At 60.7% G+C, this 19,991-nt stretch carries 14 protein-coding genes and 2 tRNA genes; 5 read left to right on the forward strand and 11 right to left on the reverse strand.

Annotation, left to right across the window (positions count from 1 at the left end):
• Positions 1-50 precede the first annotated feature (50 nt).
• The 6 genes from P3T24_RS14510 to rnr all read right to left on the reverse strand — a co-directional run bounded on the left by P3T24_RS14510 (position 51) and on the right by rnr (position 8,554).
• Entirely contained in the window at positions 51-1,118 is a 1,068-nt protein-coding gene (locus P3T24_RS14510; protein WP_429407401.1) for a polysaccharide biosynthesis/export family protein, read from the reverse strand.
• 394 nt (positions 1,119-1,512) lie between these two features.
• Positions 1,513-2,631, reverse strand: coding sequence for a sugar transferase (locus tag P3T24_RS14515; protein WP_429435534.1), 1,119 nt, complete (start codon positions 2,629-2,631; stop codon positions 1,513-1,515).
• Between the two features lie 694 nt (positions 2,632-3,325).
• Positions 3,326-3,748 (reverse strand): helix-turn-helix domain-containing protein, encoded by a 423-nt coding sequence (locus P3T24_RS14520; RefSeq protein WP_074264931.1) that lies wholly within the window; start codon positions 3,746-3,748, stop codon positions 3,326-3,328.
• A 553-nt stretch (positions 3,749-4,301) separates the two neighbouring features.
• On the reverse strand, positions 4,302-4,994 hold the full coding sequence (gene rpiA, locus P3T24_RS14525) for a ribose-5-phosphate isomerase RpiA (protein ID WP_429435536.1): 693 nt from the start codon (positions 4,992-4,994) through the stop codon (positions 4,302-4,304).
• Between the two features lie 139 nt (positions 4,995-5,133).
• On the reverse strand, positions 5,134-5,883 hold the full coding sequence (rlmB, locus tag P3T24_RS14530; protein ID WP_074264933.1) for a 23S rRNA (guanosine(2251)-2'-O)-methyltransferase RlmB: 750 nt from the start codon (positions 5,881-5,883) through the stop codon (positions 5,134-5,136).
• 172 nt (positions 5,884-6,055) lie between these two features.
• Positions 6,056-8,554, reverse strand: a complete 2,499-nt coding sequence (gene rnr, locus P3T24_RS14535; protein ID WP_429407408.1) for a ribonuclease R — start codon at positions 8,552-8,554, stop codon at positions 6,056-6,058.
• Positions 8,555-8,827: 273 nt separating this feature from the next.
• On the opposite strand from rnr, the gene P3T24_RS14540 reads away from it, so the two are divergent.
• A tRNA-Leu gene (locus tag P3T24_RS14540) sits at positions 8,828-8,914 on the forward strand.
• Between the two features lie 222 nt (positions 8,915-9,136).
• Positions 9,137-9,223, forward strand: a tRNA-Leu gene (locus P3T24_RS14545).
• A gap of 155 nt (positions 9,224-9,378) precedes the next feature.
• Here the strand turns inward: P3T24_RS14545 and P3T24_RS14550 are convergent.
• On the reverse strand, positions 9,379-10,305 hold the full coding sequence (locus tag P3T24_RS14550; RefSeq protein WP_074264935.1) for a LysR substrate-binding domain-containing protein: 927 nt from the start codon (positions 10,303-10,305) through the stop codon (positions 9,379-9,381).
• Between the two features lie 109 nt (positions 10,306-10,414).
• Between P3T24_RS14550 and P3T24_RS14555 the strand changes: the two genes are divergently transcribed.
• Together P3T24_RS14555 and P3T24_RS14560 are read left to right on the forward strand one after the other, a co-directional pair.
• Positions 10,415-11,509, forward strand: coding sequence for a tartrate dehydrogenase (locus P3T24_RS14555; RefSeq protein ID WP_429435539.1), 1,095 nt, complete (start codon positions 10,415-10,417; stop codon positions 11,507-11,509).
• A 208-nt stretch (positions 11,510-11,717) separates the two neighbouring features.
• Positions 11,718-13,028, forward strand: a complete 1,311-nt coding sequence (locus tag P3T24_RS14560; RefSeq protein WP_429435542.1) for an MFS transporter — start codon at positions 11,718-11,720, stop codon at positions 13,026-13,028.
• A 111-nt stretch (positions 13,029-13,139) separates the two neighbouring features.
• Here P3T24_RS14560 and P3T24_RS14565 read toward each other — a convergent pair whose 3' ends face one another.
• The 4 genes from P3T24_RS14565 to P3T24_RS14580 form a co-directional block, all read right to left on the reverse strand.
• Entirely contained in the window at positions 13,140-13,916 is a 777-nt protein-coding gene (locus tag P3T24_RS14565) for a transporter substrate-binding domain-containing protein (protein WP_074264939.1), read from the reverse strand.
• A gap of 62 nt (positions 13,917-13,978) precedes the next feature.
• On the reverse strand, positions 13,979-15,133 hold the full coding sequence (locus P3T24_RS14570; RefSeq protein ID WP_429435545.1) for a pyridoxal phosphate-dependent aminotransferase: 1,155 nt from the start codon (positions 15,131-15,133) through the stop codon (positions 13,979-13,981).
• A gap of 174 nt (positions 15,134-15,307) precedes the next feature.
• Positions 15,308-16,327 carry a 2-keto-3-deoxygluconate permease gene (locus P3T24_RS14575; RefSeq protein ID WP_429287557.1) on the reverse strand — a complete coding sequence of 340 codons (1,020 nt, stop codon included), beginning with the start codon at positions 16,325-16,327 and terminating at the stop codon, positions 15,308-15,310.
• A 293-nt stretch (positions 16,328-16,620) separates the two neighbouring features.
• A complete protein-coding gene (locus P3T24_RS14580; protein ID WP_429435548.1) occupies positions 16,621-18,369 on the reverse strand; it encodes a methyl-accepting chemotaxis protein in 1,749 nt (582 codons plus the stop codon).
• A gap of 454 nt (positions 18,370-18,823) precedes the next feature.
• Between P3T24_RS14580 and P3T24_RS14585 the strand changes: the two genes are divergently transcribed.
• The gene (locus tag P3T24_RS14585) at positions 18,824-19,990 is read left to right on the forward strand and encodes an acyltransferase family protein (RefSeq protein WP_429435551.1); all 1,167 of its coding nucleotides are present in this window, start codon (positions 18,824-18,826) and stop codon (positions 19,988-19,990) included.
• The last annotated feature ends 1 nt before the right edge of the window (position 19,991 follow it).

The raw sequence follows: 19,991 nt of genomic DNA on the forward strand, positions 1-19,991 counted from the left end.
CAGCGCGCCACCGGATGCCTTACCACCGGGCCTAACAAATAGTTGACTCATCAGTAACCAACGGCCCGGCTAGCGGCCGCCGCCTCCGTGCTAGGCACAATCAGGCCCATCACGCGGCTCCACCTGACCAGTGCAGACGCATCGACGAACACGACGTCATTCGGCTTCAACGGGAAGCCATCCGCGGTCGCCATCGCCGCCGGAGACCCGGCGTTCAGGTGATAGACCACCGGCTTGCCCGCATCGCGTCCACGCACGACGAAGACCTGCGACGCATCCCCCGAAGTCTGGCTGATGCCGCCGGCGTCGCCGAGCGCTTCGTTCAGGCTCATCCGGCCGTTGTTGAATGTCAGGCTGCCGGGGCGGTTCACTTCGCCGAACACGTACACTTTCGTGTCGGTCTGCGCGAAGACGCGCACCAGATCGCCCCTGCGCAATTCGATGTTGTCCGGATTCACACCCTTGGCGATCATGTCGGGAATGTTGACAACCACGGTCTTGTTGCCTCGCGTAATCGCGACCTTCGAGCGGTCCGCGACCGGCGTAAATCCGCCGGCACGATTGATGGCTTCGGGCAAGGTCATCGGCATGTCGTTAAGCGCCAGCACACCGGGGGTCTTGACTGCACCATCCATGTAGACGCGCTTGCTGCGATAGGCTTCGATCCGCAACGTGAGCTGAGGCTGCCGCACATAACGGCTGAGCTTTTGGGCTAGTGCGTCGCGCGCTTCCATTTCGGTGAGCCCTGCAACCTTGAAGGGACCGATATAGGCATACTGGATCATGCCGCCCGAGTCCACCGTATAGCCGGAGGTCATCGAATCGGTGCCGGTCGCCTCCGGTCCATTGGTCGCGGAGGCGCCGGGCATATTCAGCTCGGGGTGATCCCAGACGACGATACTCAGGATGTCGCCCGGCCCCAAGGTGTACGGCTCGGGCTTCGCGAACAGTTGCGTGACGTCGTCGGGCACCGTATTCGAGCGTGCAGCGCGATCCTTCTCTACCAGATCGTCGGTAATTTCGATCAGCTGGCCTGCCGGCGGCGCGTCCGCCCCCTTACCGGGGTGAGCGTTGGACGCCGCGAGGTTGCTGGTATCCGCAGGGGTCTGATTAGACATGCCCGATGGGGCGCTGTATGACATCCCCGGCGACCACGCACAGCCGGCGAGGCATGCCGCCAGCACTACGCCGGCGATTGCGAGCCCAACCCGTCGCGGATGGCATCCGGCATCAGATCGAGTCAATGGATCGGGCACTTCGGCCGTTTGCGCTTGAACCAGCACGTTTGACTTTGATGCGTTCGTGGTCCTTTCCGAACCCAACTTGTTGCATGACATCATCGCTACTCCCTTCCGTCGCGCGCCCAAGCCACTGCCCCCGCTGAGACGCACACACCGCTATGTAGATTTTTTTATGCTCTAGTCCGGGACGGCTACCGCCTTCATCGCCGACGATACCCGGCCCCCCAAAATCAACCCGCCATATCACCTTCAACCAACCCGGCCCGCTGTTTCAGTACGCCCCACTACCTTTGAAGACAACCTTGAAAGTCTTGAACAGAATCGAGACATCGCGCAGCAACGACCAGTTCTTTACGTACGCGACGTCTAGTGACACCCGCGTCGCGTAGTCCGTGGTGCTGCGCCCGCTCACCTGCCACAAGCCGGTCATGCCAGGCTTGGCCATCAGGTAGTACCTGACGTTTGCGCCATAGCGCTCCAGCTCCTGATCGATGACGGGCCGTGGTCCGACGAGACTCATGTCGCCGCGAACCACGTTCCACAGCTGTGGCAATTCGTCGAGACTCGTGCGGCGCAGAAACCGCCCAATCCGCGTGATGCGCACATCGTTCTTCAGTTTGAAATCGCGTTCCCACTCTGCACGCACCTGTGGGTCGCTTTCGATCAAGGCCTTGAGCACCTGATCGGCGTTCAGAACCATCGAACGGAATTTCAGGCAACGAAAGTTCTTGCCGTTACGTCCTACGCGAACGTGTCCGAACGTCGCGGGACCACCGTCGCTCATCACCAGAACCGCAAGCAGCGCGAACACTGGCAGCAGCGAGACAATCAGCAAGGTGCCGAACACGACGTCAAAGCCTCGCTTGACCACTTGTCGCGCTGCTCCTGCGCAGTCCAGACCTGTCTTGCCGGAGCTCGCCGCGCTAGCGGGTGCCGTGGATGTCGCGGAACTCGTATCGAACTGCGGTGCGTCGACCGTCGCGGTGCGGAACAGGCGCAGTCCTGCATTCCGGGCAAGGTTGAATTCAGCAAAGATCAACGTATGCGAGCCAAGCAGCGAGATGCCGGTCGTCAGCGTCCAGTACAGAAACCACGGCATGGACACCTGATTCTCGCGATGAATGGCGTACAGCAGGGCGAGACCGCAGAGCTGCACTGCCAGCCACGCGAACGCTGTACGGCTCGCCAGACTCACCACCGAGCGGGTGCGTCGCGATGGGTAGGTTCCACACGCAGGAAACACGGACAACGCAAGCGCGGCCACGAACGCGACCAGTGAAGGATCAAGCTGATGCGGATGACCTGCCTGCGGCAGATTCAGATGCAACGCGCCGACCGCACCCAGTACGATAAGTGCGATGTCGATCACTCGATGGACTAGTTCTGACATTTCGGTTACCCCAAACCTTAACGTTCTCCGCACCGAGCGTTTCGGCCTCGTCGCGACACATGGTTAATGCGCTTGCCATCCGGATGGCCATAGACCAGCGACGGAAAGCTCGCTTCCTGTATCGCTAGCGGCGAGACGCGCCCTATCGTCCACGCCGACGTATCCCATCGACCGCACCTTGTTGATCCCGAACGGCAGCTTGCCCCGGGGTTCGGCTCTTCCACGCCGTTCAGCGCGGAGCATGCACACTCGTTCACAGGTACTCCGTGCCGGTGCGCGTCACCGTTTTATCCACCGGTTAAGCACTCTTTCAGTCCACAGTAATAAGCTACGTCCTCGACCGGATACATTCCGTGCGGCATCACACCAACCGCACGGTTTCATCGACGACGACGGAAAATCGTCCAAAGAAGCAGCGATGAATTTTCAAAAGATTGTCAAGAAAACGTGTGGCCGACTTCTTCGTCTAGAGGCCGAAGAAGTTCGCGTTTTGGATGTGCGGCAGCGTGAAAAGCAGCGTGCGATTGAAATGCGAAACGCCAGGACAGAGGCCTCGCGCCCGTTTAATAATCAGACCCGGCGAATTAATTCGCACAATGCTGATTAATTAGGAAAACGAATTTTCAATTAGTCATGCATTGCTGAAACACGCCCGGTACTTTCGTGCGGGCGATTCAACGTCTTTGAGGCGGCGTCAGATAAAAACGCTGACGTCTGTTCGAAAGCGCACGGCCAGCGCCTTTGCCACGTTCTTGCTGATTGCCCGGCGTCCTGCGAGGATGTCGCTGACCACAGTGGGCGAGGCAATATCGGCCAGGTCCTTTTGCTTGAGACCGTGGGTTTCCAGCAGATGGCGCAGCACCTCACGCGGCTCCGCGCTGGGTACCACCACCTGGCGAGACTCCCAGCCGCCGATCAGAGCGGACAGAACGCCGAGCAGATCCGTTAGCGGATTGTCCGCGTCGCCGTGAAGGTGGTTCGTCAGCGCATTCGCGAGCTGCGTCAGCTGCTCGTATTCCTGCTCATTGCGAATAGGCTTGAGAGGCACCTTGCTCTGCAACGCAGCCCAAGCTTCAACGATATCGGGGACCTGGCCCGAAAGGCGATCGGCATTCATGTTGTTTGAATTTTCCTTGTCAGAAGATCGTATTCTTTAGGCGTTGGTCAATGCGGGCTGACAGCGAGCGCTGTTCTCTCACGACTCCCTCTCCCTGAATGACGGCAATTACCCATATCAATCTTTTCATTTTATTAAGGATGACGAATTGCTAACAGTTCGAAAGCATTTAATCGATCCGTACCGCCGGCGTGGTCGCGGGACGATGAGGCGAGCAGTGCCGCTCATCGCTTTCGCGACTTCACCTGGGCGTAACTGTCCAACGCCACGAGACCGAGTTTAAAAGGAGCGCCGTCCGCAGAGCGTGCGCCCGACCACACTCCGCAATCGAGAGACAGTAAAATGTGAGGGTTTGTCGACTAGCCGAAAGCAGAACGCCGACTGTGGGGCAACGGCAAACGCGATCGGAGCAGGCTGGCGCAGAGGAGAGAGGACGTGAGCCGTCAACCGGGAGAGGATGACGGCGAGGCGGGTCGCCTGGGAGATGCGCATTCGCGCCACCGTCACCGCGTCGCGCCTGACGCGGTGCGGTGCCTTGAACGCGCAGCTTTATTTAGCGCGTGTAGCGGATGGTTTCTACGCCGGTGTCGGTGCCAAGCAGCGACAGGGTCGCTCCGCGTTCTGCGAAGAGACCTACAGTGACGACGCCTGGCCACGCATTGATCTGTGCTTCGAGCGCGCGAGGATCGGCAATCTTCAGCCCTTTGATGTCGATGATCTCATTGCCGTTGTCGGTAATAAACGGCGTGCCTTCCTTCGTCACGCGCACCACCGGCACGCCGCCCAACGCGATCACGCGGCGGCCGATTGCGGTGCGTGCCATCGGCACCACTTCGACCGGCAACGGAAACTGGCCGAGCACATCGACGCGTTTCGATGAGTCCACGATGCAGACGAACACTTCCGACACCGACGCCACGATCTTCTCGCGCGTCAGCGCACCGCCGCCGCCTTTGATCATCGCACCGCTGGCGTCGATCTCGTCCGCGCCGTCGACATAGACCGGCAGCGATTCGATTTCATTCAGATCGAGCACCTTGAAGCCGTGCGACTGCAGGCGCGCGGTGCTCGCCAGCGAGCTGGACACGGCGCCGCGATAACGGTGCTTCGTGGCGGCCAGCGCATCGATAAAGCAGTTGGCGGTCGAGCCGGTGCCGACGCCGATCACGACGCCTTCGGGTACGTTGGCGTTCACGTAGTCGGCGGCGGCCTGACCGACCAGTTGCTTGAGTTCGTCTTGAGTCATGGGAGTTGCTGGCTAGAGGCGGAAAACCGCAAGTTTACCGGACTAGCATGCGCCGCTCGAACTTATCCGGCAAGTGGGCACAATCGGGACCGGAAGACCCGGCGCGGCACGACGGTCATCGTGCATGCCGCGTCCTGAATCAGGTCTTGACCTTCACCGAGCGTTGGCGCACGGCTTCGAACAGGCACACGCCGCTCGCGACCGACACGTTCAGGCTTTCCACACTGCCGGCCATGGGAATCTGCATGACTTCGTCGCAAGTATCGCGCGTCAGGCGGCGCATGCCCTCGCCTTCCGCACCCATCACGAGCGCGACCGGACCGTCGAGCCTGGTCTCATACAGGCTTTTGCTCGCCTCGCCCGCCGTGCCCACCACCCATACGCCGGCGTCCTTCAGTTCGCGCAGAGCGCGCGCCAGATTCGTCACCGTGATGTAAGGCACCGTATCGGCTGCGCCGCTCGCCACTTTCGCGGCCGTCGCGTTCAGGCCGACGGCACGATCGCGTGGCACGATCACCGCATGCGCGCCAGCCGCATCGGCGACCCGCAGACACGCGCCGAGGTTGTGCGGATCGGTCACGCCATCGAGCACCAGAATCAGCGGCGAACCGTTGATGCCATCCAGCAGCTCCGCGAGATTCTGCGCCAGCGGCATGTCCCCTGCCCGCGCCACCACGCCCTGGTGACGCTCCGTGTGCGCGAGGCCCCACAGGCGCGTTTCGTCGGCAGCAATCAGACGCACGCCCGCTTCCTTAGCCGTGTGCAGGAACTCCGTCATGCGGCGGTCTTTGCGCGTCGCGTCGTAATAGACCTCTTCGACCGTGGACGCATCGTGACGCAGACGGGCGGTCACCGCGTGGAAACCGTATAGAACCTTGAGACGTGACATGACTGAACAACCTTTGATTGAGCGCGCCGCGACGCGGCTGCGCTACTGGGATAAAGACAAACCGAAATGCAGACCGCGCGCAACCGGCACATGAACCTGTACCGGTTGCGCGCGGCGAACCCGCTGCAGCGAGCCTGCTGGTGCCGACTCGCCTCGCGATTTGCGTGTGAGCTCAGCGCTTCTTGCGTGTCTGTGCCTTCGAAGAAGAAGCAGACTTGGCCGAGGCGCCGTGTTTCCTGGCGGCGCTGCGTGCCGCGCGCGCCTCCTTGACCGCGAGCGTCGGCGCCGGTGCGGCCTTCTTGCGGCGTGCCCCTGCGCCGGCTTCGGCCGGCGCCAGAGAGCGTACACGCGCACCGCCGCTTTCAACGGCAGCCTTGTCGGCGAGCGCGGGACGCGCACCCGGCGACTTGATCGGCGTATCGCGCACCAGCCGGAAGTCGATCTTGCGTGCGTCGAGATCGACGCGGCTCACCTGCACGCGCACCCGGTCCGACAGGCGGTAGCGGATGCCCGTGCGTTCGCCGCGTAGCTCGTTCTTGATCTCGTCGTACTGGAAGTAATCGGAGCCCAGTTCGGTGACATGCACGAGGCCTTCGATAAACAGCGCATCGAGCTGCACGAAAATGCCGAATGAAGTCACGCCGCTCACCATGCCGCCGTACTCTTCACCGAGCTTGTCGCGCATGAAGTAGCACTTGAGCCAGGCTTCGACGTCGCGCGAGGCTTCGTCCGCCCGACGCTCGTTGGCCGAGCAGTGCAAGCCGAGCTCTTCCCAGATCGCCACGTTGTTCGAACGCGTACGGCCGCGCTTTTCGTCGTCGGCCTGCTGCATCGCGCGGGCGCGCGGCGACAGCGCCGTATTCAGATCGACGCCATGCGGCGCTTCCGGCGTGTACTTGCGCCCCTGCAGGACCGCGTAGATCGCACGGTGCGTCAGCAGATCGGGGTAGCGCCGGATCGGACTCGTGAAGTGCGCGTACGCCTCATACGCGAGACCGAAGTGGCCGATATTGTCCGGACTGTAGACAGCCTGTTGCATCGAGCGCAGCAACATGGTCTGCAACATCTGCGCGTCGGGCCGGTCGCGGATGTGCGCCATCAACGCGGCGTAGTCGCTCGCGTGCGGCGAGTCGCCGCCGCCCAGCGTCAGGCCCATGCCACGCAGGAAAGTGCGCAGGTTCTCGAGCTTTTCGGCGGTCGGTCCGGCGTGCACGCGGTACAGGCCCGGGTGCTTGTTGCGTTTCATGAAGTCGGCCGCGCAGACGTTCGCGGCCAGCATGCATTCTTCGATCAGCTTGTGCGCGTCGTTGCGCGTGCGCGGGATGATCTGTTCGATCTTGCCCTGCGCATTGCAGACGATGTAGGTCTCGGTGGTGTCGAAGTCGATCGCGCCACGTTTTTGCCGGGCGGCGAACAGCGACTTGTACACGCCATACAGATTCTGCAGTTGCGGCAATAGCGCCGCGCGGCGCGTTGCTTCCGGGCCCTTGGTGTTCTTCAGCACCGCGGCGACTTCGGTATAGGTCAGGCGCGCCGACGAGTGCATCACACCCGGATAGAACTGGTAAGCCTTGATCTCGCCACGCGCGGTGATCACCATGTCGCACACCAGCACGCAACGGTCGACGTGCGGGTTTAACGAACACAGGCCGTTCGACAACTTCTCCGGCAGCATGGGAATGACGCGGCGCGGGAAGTAGACCGAGGTGCTGCGTTCGATCGCGTCCACATCGAGACCGCTCTTCGGATGCACATAGTGCGAGACATCGGCGATCGCCACGATCAGGCGAAAGCCCTCGCCCTTGCCGACCGCGATTGGCTCGCAGTACACCGCATCGTCGAAGTCGCGGGCGTCTTCACCGTCGATCGTAACGAGCGGCACATCGCGCAGATCGACGCGATGGCGAATATCCACGGGACGGACTTCGTCCGGCAGCCTTGCGGCGTCGTCGAGCGCGGCCTGACTGAACTCGTGTGGCACGCCGTACTTGCGCACGGCGATTTCGATTTCCATGCCGGGATCGTCGATATCCCCCAGCACTTCCACCACGCGGCCGAGCGGCTGCGAATGGCGACTCGGGAAATCCGTCAGCTCGACCACCACCACCTGGCCGACCTTGGCCTTCTTGGTGTTCTGCGTGATCAGGATGTCGTGGCCGATGCGCTTGTCTTCAGGTGCGACGATCAGCGCACCGTTCTCGTTCAGCAGGCGCCCGATCACGCGCTTGTTGGCGCGGTCCGTGACTTCGACGATGTGGCCTTCGGGCCGTCCGCGCCGGTCATAACCGACGATCCGCGCCAGCACGCGGTCGTTGTGCATGACCTTCTGCATCTCGCCAGTGGGCAGGAACAGATCGTCCTGACCGTCGTCGCGCACGAGGAAACCGTAGCCGTCGCGATGGCCCTGCACTCGGCCGCCGACAAAATTGGACGGATGCGTAAGCTGGTAATGGTTGCGCTGATCGAGCCGGATCTGGCCGTCGCGCTCCATGGCCGCGAGACGCTTGAAAAATCCTTCGCGCTCCTGGCGCTTGATCGACAACGCTTCGGCAATGTCATTCGCTGCAAGCGGCGCTTCACTCGTGCGGAGCACGCCGAGGATTTCCTCGCGGCTCGGAATCGGGTACGGATATTTGCTCAAGGGCTTGTCGATGATTTTTTCTCGTTGCATGGACGTCGGTCGGCGTTATGACGCGGCTCTGTTGCACCTGCGATTGACTGCTCGGGTCTGGCTCATTCAAAGCTGAGTCCGACGGGCCTGGGCACCGTGCCAACGAACTACTGCGAGGCATTCTAACACCCGTATTGCGCGCCAAGCGGCGCGTCAATACTTGCTGCAGTACTTGCCGTGAACCGCAATCCGGCGCCATGCGGAGGCTTTCTCGAAATGCTTGACAGCTTTGAAGCTGTCGCTATAATAGCGGTCTCTGCTGTACAGACACCTGCCCAGGTGGCGAAATTGGTAGACGCACTAGGTTCAGGTCCTAGCGGTGGCAACACTGTGGAGGTTCGAGTCCTCTCTTGGGCACCAGATTCAAAAGCAAAGCCGCTTCCGAGCGGCTTTGCTTTTTGTGTGAGGCTCTGCGGTTCGTTTGAACTTGTTCGAATGAACAACAGCGTATCGGCAGTGCGGAAATCAGTATCGAACGTGATTCAATACCTGAAAGTCCGGACGGTGCAATGAAGCGGTTGTTGAAGTCCCCATTGACACGCTGAGTCGTCCCGTTAAAATAACGGTTTAGCTTGAAAATGTGCCCAGGTGGCGGAATTGGTAGACGCACTAGGTTCAGGTCCTAGCGGTGGCAACACCGTGGAGGTTCGAGTCCTCTCCTGGGCACCATCGGTTGTTCCGGCATAAGCCGGCGAAGTTCGAGAAACCCCGTAAGATCAACGTCTTACGGGGTTTTTTGTTGCCTGCGTTCTTGTCTGCGCAAGCCAGCAACGCCATCGTATGTCGACAAATGCAGTTGGGCTCCGAATGAGCGTCGCTGCGTCTCACCCCAGTTCGCCCGCTTCGCTTCGAAGATCCCCGGCGATGAAATCGACAAACGCGCGAATCCGCGTGGACATCTGGTGCCGTTGCGAATAAACGGCGAAGATATCCGCGTTCGGCGTGTCGTGATCGGGCAATACGAGGACCAGCGAACCATCGGCCAGATATTGCTTGATGTCCCACTCGGCCCGCATCAGGATGCCGTGTCCTTCCAGCGCCCACTTCACCGCGATTTCGCCATCGTTCGTCGTCAGCGTCCCGTTAATGCGCACGGCCTCCGTTTTGCGTGACGCACCCCTGCCCGAAGTCAGACGCCACACGCCGTAAGCCTCGTCACCCTGGCGGATGCCGATGCAGTTGTGCCGCGTCAGGTCATGCGCGGTCACCGGCATCCCGCGTGCGGCGATGTACGAAGGCGCCGCACACAGCAAGCGCCGGTTCGTCGCCAGGCGACGCGCGACCACCCGCGTATCGGGTGGCTCGCCGAAGCGGATGCAGACATCGAACGTATCGTCCGTCAGCGGAGGCGGCGTGACCGATAGCTGAAGCTGAACCGATACTTGCGGGTGCTTCGCGACAAAGCGCGAAATCGCAGGGGCGACATGGCTGCGTCCAAAGCCAAGCGTCGCGTTCACGCGCAGCAATCCCTTCGGACTTTTCTTCGCGGTACCCAGCAATTCGGCCAGTTCGTCGATCTCGTCGAGAATCCGGCGCGCGTGCTCGAGGTACAACTCGCCCTCCGGCGTCAGCATCATCCGCCGCGTCGTCCGGTTGATCAGTCCCACGCCCGCGCGGCTTTCCATCTGCGTCAAATGCTTGCTGACCGCCGCTGCCGTCAGTCCCAGTTCCCGCGCGGCGGCGCTCAGGCTGCCGGACGCCGCAAGCGTCGAGAAAAAGCTCAAATCCGACGGATCGACCGTATCTCGCATGGCTTTCACTTGTGAATTAAAGTTAAAGATGCTTTGAGTCTAGCACCGGTTTTTGCGCCCGGAGATAGGTAGAGTTCATTCATTCGTACAACACCTGAAGGACGGAGACATGAAAACCTATCGCATCGCGACCATCCCCGGCGACGGCATCGGCAAGGAGGTCGTACCGGCCGGCGCGCAGGTGCTCGAAGCCCTGGCAAAGACGACGAAGTCGTTCGCATTCGAATTCGAGAACTTCGACTGGGGCGCAGACTACTACCGCGAGCACGGCGTCATGATGCCCGCCGACGGGCTCGACGCGATCCGCAACAAGGACGCGATCCTGTTCGGCTCGGCGGGCGACCCGGACATTCCCGATCACATCACGTTGTGGGGCCTTCGCCTCAAGATCTGCCAGGGCTTCGACCAGTACGCCAACGTGCGTCCGACCCGCATCCTGCCGGGTATCGACGGACCGCTCAAGCGCTGCGGGCCGGAGGACCTGAACTGGGTCATCGTCCGTGAAAACTCGGAAGGCGAATATGCCGGCGTAGGCGGACGCGTCCACCAGGGACACCCGATCGAAGCCGCGACGGATGTGTCGATGATGACGCGCGCCGGTGTCGAGCGGATCATGCGTTTTGCGTTCCGTCTCGCGCAATCCCGTCCGCGCAAACTGCTGACCGTCATTACGAAGAGCAACGCGCAACGTCACGCCATGGTGATGTGGGACGAGATTGCGCTGCAGATTTCGAAGGAATTCCCGGACGTCAAATGGGACAAGGAACTGGTGGACGCGTCGACCGCCCGCATGATCAACCGCCCCGCCTCGCTCGATACGATCGTCGCCACCAATCTGCACGCCGACATCCTCAGCGACCTCGCCGCGGCACTCGCCGGCAGCCTCGGCATTGCACCGACAGGCAACATCGATCCGGAGCGCCGCTATCCGTCGATGTTCGAACCCATCCACGGCTCGGCGTTCGACATCATGGGCAAAGGTCTCGCCAACCCGGTGGGCACCTTCTGGTCGGTTGTGATGCTGCTCGAACATCTGGGCGAATTCGACGCGGCAAAACGCGTGATGCAAGCCGTCGAAGCGGTGACTGCCGATACATCGCTGCACACCCGCGACCTTGGCGGCACGGCAACGACCGCGCAGGTGACCGCGGCCGTCTGCTCTTTCATTGAAACAGCCGCAGTGCCCTCGGCCAACGCAGCTTAACTCTCCATCAGCGGCTCCCCAGGGGCCTGGAACGCACGGCCGTCATCCGGCGGCCGTGGCCCCGCTCGCCCCGAGCGTGGCGATACGAGGGTTTGACCGGCAAGCGCGCCGAAAAAAACAGGAGAGCCGCACCGGACGGCCACGACGCGCTTTGTAACTCAACTCCGTTTCTGAATAGAGCACTGCTCAAGCCTCCACGGAGGAGACAATGATTTCCGAACTCGAAAGCCGGGTTTCGCGCAAGCTCATGCTGCGCATTATCCCGTTCGTGATGCTGCTGTATTTCGTGAGTTTTCTGGATCGCGTCAACGTGGGGTTTGCGGCGCTGTCGATGAACAAGGCTATCGGTCTGTCGCCGACGGCGTTCGGTCTCGGCGGTGGACTGTTTTTCATCGGCTATTTTCTGTGCGAAGTGCCGTCGAACCTGATTCTTCACAAGGTCGGCGCGCGCCGCTGGATTGCCCGCGTGATGGTGTCATGGGGGATCGTGTCGGCGGCCTCCGCGTTCGTGATCGGCCCGAACAGCTTCTACGCGCTGCGCTTCCTGCTGGGCGTCGCCGAAGCGGGCTTCTTTCCCGGCATCATTCTGTATCTCAGTCTGTGGTTCCCATTGCGTCAACGCGCAGTCGCTGCAGCATGGTTCATGGCCGCCGCGCCGATCTCCACCGCGATCGGCTCGCCGATTTCCGGCGCGATCATGAAACTGCCTCCGCTCGCCGGACTTGCCGACTGGCAGATGCTCTACATTCTCGAAGCGGTGCCGGCGATCATCCTCGGCTTCGGCGTGCTGAAGTACCTCACGGATACACCGGCGAAAGCGGAGTGGCTGCAGCCGGAAGAGCGCGAATGGCTGATCGCAAAACTGAACACGGAAGCAGCAGCGAAGCAGTCACATGCCGGCCACACCGCCGGTGCACTCACCGCCTTGCGCGATCCACGGGTTCTGGCGCTGGCGCTGATCTACTTCGGCACGTCGGCAGGGCTTTATACGCTTGGACTGTGGGCACCGCTGATTATTCGCCAGTATGGCTTCGGATCGTTCGAAACGGGCCTGCTGGCAGGCCTGCCGAGCATTCTCGCGGTCATTGCGATGATCTGGTGGGCGAAGCATTCGGACCGCACGGAAGAGCGCACGTGGCACGTTGTCATCCCGTGTATCCTGGCATGCCTCGGATTCATCTTTGCCGGTAGCGCGACTACAGCGCTAATGATCATCCTGGCGCTCGTAATCGTGAACATCGGCATCAGTGCAGCCAAGGCGCCGTTGTGGGCGATGCCCAGCATGTTCCTGTCAGGCGCCGGCGCGGCTGCGGGGATCGCGATGATCAATTCAGTGGGCAACCTGGGCGGCTTCGTCGGCCCGTTCGCGATCGGATGGCTCAAGAACGTAACGGGCGGCTATGCAGCAGGCTTGTACGCAGTTGGCGCGACGTTGGCTGTGTCGGCTGTCGTTACCGTGATGCTGAGCCGGCAGTCGAAGCAGCCACCCTCGCCTGTTGCCGAACGGCACAGCCACTGAGCGGGGATTCTGCCCCGCTCTCCCGTCACAGCACCTTGCCGGGATTCAGAATGCCGAGCGGATCGAGCGCGGCGTCGATCTGATTGTCTGGCATCGCATCGTCGTCCGGCGTTACTTTGTCGAGATGTCGATATCGCCGAAGTATTTCGCGCCGAGCGACTTCACGCTGCCGTCCGCCTTGAGTTTCGCGATCGCCTCGTTCAGCTTCGCCTTCAGCGCGTCGTCGCCCTTGCGCACGCCGAACGCGATCCCGCTGCCGAGGATCTTGTCGTCGTGCACCGGTTGCCCGACGAACGAGAAGTCCTTGCCGTCCGGACGCTGCAGGAACGGCTGGCCCGCCGGCGCGAGCAGCAGCGTGCCGTCGAGGCGGCCCGACGTCAGATCCGCGAACACCTGGTTCTGATCCTGGTACGGCACCACGATGACGCCGGCCGGTTCCCAGTGCACCTTCATGAACGTCTCCTGGATCGAACCCTGCAGCACGCCGATGCGCTTGCCTTTCAGCGATTCCGTCGTCGTCACCAAACCGCTGCCGGTGCGCGCGATCAGTTCGGTGGGCACGCGGTAGATCGGGGTCGTGAAGTCAATCGCCTCGCGCCGCTTGTCGGTCGCATTCATCGCCGAATTGATCGCGTCGAACTTGCGGCCGTTCAGCGCCGGAATCAGGCCGTCGAACGACGTCTCGGACCACGCGCACGTCATTTTCGTGGCCTTGCACACCGCATTGCCGACATCGATGTCCATCCCTTGCAACTCACCGTTCGGCGCCTTCGATTCGAACGGCGGATATTGCGCCTCGAGGCCGAAGCGCAGCGTCTGCGCATCGGCGAGCGCCGCACAGGAACCGAACGCGCAGGCGAGCGCAAGCCAGATTTTCAGGTGCTTCATCGTGATGTCCTTCTATTGGAATCGTGAATAGTCGGGCGGGTGGCTGCCGTACGTCGACGGCCTCAGATATTGCTCAGACGGCGCGCGCCTTCAACCAGCGTCGCGTCGTCCTTCGAAAAGCTGAGCCGGATCACGCCGGGGTCGGTGCCATCCGTGTAGAACGCGGACAGCGGAATCGTCGCAACGCGCGCGTCGCGGATCAGGCGCAACACGAAATCGCTATCGCGCTCGTCGGAGAAATGCCGGAAGCGCGCGAGCATGAAGAACGAGCCTTCGCTCGGTAACAGCTCAAAGCGCGAACCCGCGAGCTCGCGCGCAAGCAGGTCGCGCTTTGCTTGATAGAACGCGGACAGCCCCAGATAGCTGTCGGCCTGTGCGAGGTGCTCGACGAACGCGAACTGCATCGGCGTGTCGGCCGAGAACACCATGAACTGATGGATCTTGCGGATCTCGTCCATCAATGCGGCAGGTGCGAAGCAGTAGCCGACGCGCCAGCCGGTCACGTGAAACGACTTGCCGAACGACGACACGATAACGCTGCGCTCCGCGAGCTCGCGATGCCGCGCCATGCTCTCGTGGCGCACACCGTCGAACACGATGTGCTCGTAGACCTCGTCGGACAGGATCACAATGTCGGTCTGCCGCGTGAGCCTGGCGAGCTGCTCGATGTCATGAGCCGAGAACACGGTCGCGGTCGGGTTGTGCGGCGTGTTGACGATGATCATCCGCGTGCGCGGGGTGATCGCGGCGGCGACCGCGTCCCAGTCGACGCGGAAGTCCGGCGCCGCGAGCTTGATGGCGACCGGCGTCGCGCCCTGCATCCGCACGATCGGCGCGTAGCTGTCGAACGACGGCTCGAAATAGATCACCTCGTCGCCAGGATGCACGAGCGCGCTGATCGCGGCATACAGCCCCTCACTCGCACTCGCGATCACGGTGACTTCAGTCTGCGGATCGTAGCGCGCGCCGTACAGGCGCTCGGTCTTGTCGGCGAGCGTTTCGCGCAGCGCCCCGATGCCGGCCATCGGCGCGTACTGGTTGTGTCCGTTGCGCATCGCACGCGCCACGCCTTCGACAAGCGCCGGATCCGGCGCGAAGTTCGGCGCGCCCTGTGACAGGTTGAGCGCGTCGTGCTCGGACGCGAGCTGACCGATCACGGTAAAGATCGTGGTGCCGACGTCGGGCAGCTTCGAACGGGGCGCGCTGGCGCTTCGCATGGGTCCTCCTCGGGGATCGGGTCCGGATGAACGCTTCCGTGCATCCGGGGTGTGCGGAGGAATTTAGCCCGAGCCGATATCAGCGGCCAATCGAAAGTTTGTCATGGCGTCCATGAGCGGATGTCATGGACTCAAAGCTCAAAGCGCCGGGGTAAGACACGGCGCATCGCCTGCTCACTCATTTGCACCGATTGGCGGCGGATAGTGATCTTCGTCGGCTTGCGATTCGCGGTTCTCGCGATCGATCTGTGCGTCCGGCTGCAGCTGTTTCTTTTGTTGTTTCCGGAATACCCAGGCAGTCAGAATCGGCGTAAGCACGGCCGTCACGATCACCGATGCCGCCACCTGGATGGTTGCAGCCGGCGCGATCGCCGCATAGGAGTGGTCCGCCAGCGCGATCGCCTGCGGCGTGCCGGTTGCATTGCCTGCCGTGCTCGACGCGGCGGCGCCCGCCACGCCGGAGCCGCCCAGCAACCGGTCCGCGAAGATGCAGACGATGCCCGTGACGACAAATACGGCCACGCCCAGCAGGATGCCTGGCACACCTGCCGTAAATACCGCTTTGAGATTGATCCCCTGTCCCAGCGTGAAGGCCATGAACGGCACGATCAGCGGTTCATGCCTGCCAAAGAAATCACGCAGTTCGCTGTCGAGATTACCAAGAATCGCGCCGGCGAAAATCGGCGCGATAACCGATAGCATGGTCAGCCACGGGATATTGGCGAGGCCGGCGCCGACAAGGACGATCATCGTCACGAACGGACCCGTCTCGATGCTTTGCGCGACATACGTGCCGGAATCTTCCTTGCTGCCAAAGGTGCTTGTCAGCGCGAGGAACATACCGCCATTGGTGTCGTTCATGGCGGCCAGCACCGCGAGCGTGCTGAGTCCCAGAAAATTACCGTGAAAGAAATGCGAAATGGCGAGTGCAATCAGAACCGCGATACCCACCTTCGAAAGCAGAATGCCGAAACCGCGTTTGAGCATGCCGGGGGCCGCTCGCAAGGTCATCTTGGTGCCGACCGTGAACAGATACATCGCAAGGACAGTTGGATATCCCTGATTAGTCAGCGCCTGAGTAAAGCCGCCGATTTTTAAAGCGTTCGGACAGAATGTATTGATCAGCATGCCGATAAACAGCGGAACCACCATTAGCCCGCCCGGCACCTTGTTGATGAACTGGTAAATACGCATGCTTACCGTCTCCTGGGTACACCGCGTTGTCCCTGACTACATGATCGTTATCCGTGGCATTTTGAATTCAATATTTTGAATATATTAGGTGAATAAACTGGCGCTGCGGTATCACGTAAACCCTGCGCGTACCCGTGAAAATCAGAGCAAAGCGATGAGCGCGCACCGTACTATTGGCGGTCGCCATGATTCGCAAAGGGGAATGCCGCCGCGATGAGGATCGGGCGGCTCCATGAAGCAGGCGGTGGCGGTGACTTACGCACGGGAATTTCAAAGTCCCGCGAAATCCGGACTCAGAATTTCTCCCAGTCCGCAGCACTGGTATCCGCCACGATGGCCGTCGGCCTGTCTGCAGCGGCGGCGGGTGACGGCTTTGCCTTCGTTGTACGGGCTGGCGGCGTGCGAACTGCCAACGCAGGCCGGCGTGATGCGCTTTGCGAGGCAATTTGCGGAGCCACGGCTCGCGACACCGTCGAAGTGCCCGTCTCGGCGACCCTGAACACCGCTACTGCGTCGCTGAGTGTGCGAGCCTGTCCAGCCATCGATTGCGCAGCGGCCGACGCTTCTTCGACCAATGCCGCGTTCTGCTGGGTCACCTCGTCCATCTGCGCGACGGCGAGGTTGACCTGATCGATGCCCACGCTCTGCTCGGCCGAAGCCGCCGCGATCTCGTTCATGATCGAACTCACGCGTGCGATCGACTGGACGATCTCGGTAATCGTCGTGCCTGACTGGTCGACCAGCTCGGAGCCCGACTGCACCCGGGAGGTCGACTCGGCGATCAATCCTTTGATCTCCTTGGCGGCGCCGGCGCTGCGCTGCGCGAGCGCACGCACCTCGCTCGCGACCACCGCGAAGCCACGTCCCTGCTCGCCCGCGCGGGCGGCCTCCACCGCTGCGTTCAACGCCAGAATATTGGTCTGAAAGGCGATGCCTTCGATCACCCCGACGATGTCGGCGATCTTGTGCGAATCACCGACGATGTTCTGCATCGTGCCCACCACCTGCTGCGTCAGCTCACCGCCTTTTACGGCCAGCCCGGATGCGCTCTGCGCGAGCTGGCTCGCCTGCCTGGCGTTCTCTGCGGTCTGCTTGACCGTCGAGGTCAGTTCTTCGATGCTCGCCGCCGTTTGCTCGAGCGATGCCGCCTGCTCTTCCGTGCGTTGCGACAGGTCGGCGTTGCCCGCGGCAATTTCGTTCACCTCAACATTGATCGATTCGGTGCCACCCCGCACGGAGGTGATCGCTGCACGCAGCGAATCCTGCATCTTCTGCAACGCGGCCGTGAGCTTGCTCATCTCGTTGGCGCCCGTGGCGACGATCCGGCCCGTCAGGTCGCCCTCGGCGATACGGTTGAAATACCCGATCGCCGCGTTGACCGGATCGACGATCGCACGCATCAGCATCATGCGGCCGCCCAAGGCGAGCAGCAGTGCGGCTACGAGACCGGCGGCGACCGCCACGCTGACCATGTGGAAGCGGTTTTCCGCATCCTGGTAGCGACGCGCACCGCGATCGAGTTGCGCATTGATGAGCGCCGCCATCGCCGTCGAATACACGTTGAACAGTTTTGGCATGACGTGCGCCTGAAGTTGCACGAAGGCTTGCGTGTCGCCGGATTTGATCGCAGCGAGAGCTGGCTCTAGGCCCTGATGCAGGAACGCGGCACGCTTGTCCTGCATGTCCTTGACGAGGGCCTGCTCCTCATCGCCATGGCCTGCGTGGCTCAAATAGTGCGACAGGTAATCGTTGGAGGCCTGCAGGTAGGTGCCCAAGCGGCCGAGCACGGCGTCCTGGCCCGCCTGATCCTTCAGTTCGGCAAGCGACGCGTAGGTCGCAAGCGCGAGCCGTGCGTTCAGCAACTTGACGGAATCGCCCTCGAGGTCAGCCACGGCAGGCGTATCGACCGTGTACATCTGGCGCAAGGATTCATTGCCATCACGCATTGATAAAAGCCCGACCGCAGCCCCTACCGCCAGCAGGATCCCGAACAACGCGATCATCAGGTTAAGGCTGGCGCGAATCGACAGGTTTTTCAACATGCTTTTTGTCCCCCGGCAGATGTGGTCTCTATCTACTTGTCCTATGTATATCGGGTTGAAATGGCCGAACTTTAATCGAAATGGCCCCACAGCCGATGTTCAATCGTTTTCTTTTTCTCGTTCGTATTTTATGAACATCGAATAGAGCTGAACAAACACAAGCTTCGGATATGGAGCGCGCTTGCCACTTCGCTGGAGCCGTCGGGGCGGACAGGTTGCGATGGCGTGAAGAATCCGGGCAGCTGCAAAGAACGGGGAGCTAAAGCCCGCTACAGGGCGCCGTACACGGCTGACTGTGCGCCAACCAACAGTTCACGTGTTAGCGGCTGGTTAGGATCAGTTGCAAAGCCGTTTTGTCCATCACAACGATGGCGACTTTGGTCGTGCAGTAGATGCAATTGCCATCCCGCGGTCAACCCGCAGGCATTCTTCTCCGCTCCAAAGGATCGACAGCATGACGGCCACCCAACCCGCCAGCATCCTCTCTGAAAGCAACACCGAAGGCGAAAAATCACGGAGCAAAATATTAGGTCTCGAATGCATACGATTTGTATCTGCACTCGCGATTCTTGTCTGGCATTACAAACACTTTTCATATCTTGGCAGCGAGCCCGTTGAATTTTCGCCGTCGACCCAACCGCTCTATTCTTTATTGCTCCCGATATATCGATACGGATACCTTGGGGTCCAGATATTCTGGTGCATAAGCGGCTATATTTTCTTCTGGAAATACGGTGAGGCGATAGCAACGGGATCGATTTCAGGATGGAATTTCTTTGTCTACAGACTATCCCGGCTCTATCCTCTTCATTTCGTCACGCTTCTGGCTGTAGCGCTTCTGCAGTACGCTTACTTCCGGAAAAGCGGCGTTTATTTTGTTTATCAGAACAATAATTTTAGGGAATTCTTTCTCCAGATATTCATGGCGAGCAGCTGGATCGGTACGGCTCCAGTTGGATTTAACGGTCCGATCTGGTCGATTTCGGTGGAAATCTTGATATATTTTATATTCTATGCATTTTTGCGAATTTTTTTAAATAACATCTTTCTCTCTGGAATGGTGGTGGTTGCAACTGCCGTTGCAATGGGCTTCGGCGTGTCAAGCCCAGTACTTCAGTGCCTGGCCCTGTTCTATGCCGGCGGGGTCCTGACGATGGCGGGTCCGTTTATGCGGAGACACCGAACGGCGGCGGGGGCTTCTTTTTTTGTGGTCATTGCAATGGTAGCCGGTTGGCATTTCCTTAACAGCAGACCCGAACTTGAAATTCAGCCAAAATTTTTCCTGATGGCGGCAACCCTATCCTGCGTATATTTTATGTCGGAATATTTCAATCCTCCGGCGAGGATTCGCGGCGCTATTGAAACAGCGGGGAATATGACATATTCCAGTTATCTGCTTCACTTCCCTATCCAGCTATGCATTATGCTGGTCTGTCGCGAAACTGGCGTAGCTGTGCCCTATAGAAGCGTCTGGTTCTTTCTCGGGTTTATTGCCGTAACCCTGGTGTCTTCAAAATATGCTTTCTCGATGATTGAAAGACCTGCCCAGGCATTCATACGAAGACGGCTAGCGAGTCACCATAGAATTAAACTGATGCAAGCCGAAGATGCACCAATATGAG

It is taken from the genome of Paraburkholderia sp. GAS33 (assembly GCF_050436645.1).
GTDB classification, from domain to species: Bacteria; Pseudomonadota; Gammaproteobacteria; order Burkholderiales; family Burkholderiaceae; genus Paraburkholderia; species Paraburkholderia phenazinium_B.

Bases quoted from the DNA above. Each gene is read 5' to 3' on its own strand.
- P3T24_RS14510 (WP_429407401.1), bottom strand. From the start codon at position 1,118: ATGTCTAATCAGACCCCTGCGGATACCAGCAACCTCGCGGCGTCCAAC.
- P3T24_RS14515 (WP_429435534.1), bottom strand. From the start codon at position 2,631: ATGTCAGAACTAGTCCATCGAGTGATCGACATCGCACTTATCGTACTG.
- P3T24_RS14520 (WP_074264931.1), bottom strand. From the start codon at position 3,748: ATGAATGCCGATCGCCTTTCGGGCCAGGTCCCCGATATCGTTGAAGCT.
- rpiA (WP_429435536.1), bottom strand. From the start codon at position 4,994: ATGACTCAAGACGAACTCAAGCAACTGGTCGGTCAGGCCGCCGCCGAC.
- rlmB (WP_074264933.1), bottom strand. From the start codon at position 5,883: ATGTCACGTCTCAAGGTTCTATACGGTTTCCACGCGGTGACCGCCCGT.
- rnr (WP_429407408.1), bottom strand. From the start codon at position 8,554: ATGCAACGAGAAAAAATCATCGACAAGCCCTTGAGCAAATATCCGTAC.
- P3T24_RS14550 (WP_074264935.1), bottom strand. From the start codon at position 10,305: ATGCGAGATACGGTCGATCCGTCGGATTTGAGCTTTTTCTCGACGCTT.
- P3T24_RS14555 (WP_429435539.1), top strand. From the start codon at position 10,415: ATGAAAACCTATCGCATCGCGACCATCCCCGGCGACGGCATCGGCAAG.
- P3T24_RS14560 (WP_429435542.1), top strand. From the start codon at position 11,718: ATGATTTCCGAACTCGAAAGCCGGGTTTCGCGCAAGCTCATGCTGCGC.
- P3T24_RS14565 (WP_074264939.1), bottom strand. From the start codon at position 13,916: ATGAAGCACCTGAAAATCTGGCTTGCGCTCGCCTGCGCGTTCGGTTCC.
- P3T24_RS14570 (WP_429435545.1), bottom strand. From the start codon at position 15,133: ATGCGAAGCGCCAGCGCGCCCCGTTCGAAGCTGCCCGACGTCGGCACC.
- P3T24_RS14575 (WP_429287557.1), bottom strand. From the start codon at position 16,327: ATGCGTATTTACCAGTTCATCAACAAGGTGCCGGGCGGGCTAATGGTG.
- P3T24_RS14580 (WP_429435548.1), bottom strand. From the start codon at position 18,369: ATGTTGAAAAACCTGTCGATTCGCGCCAGCCTTAACCTGATGATCGCG.
- P3T24_RS14585 (WP_429435551.1), top strand. From the start codon at position 18,824: ATGACGGCCACCCAACCCGCCAGCATCCTCTCTGAAAGCAACACCGAA.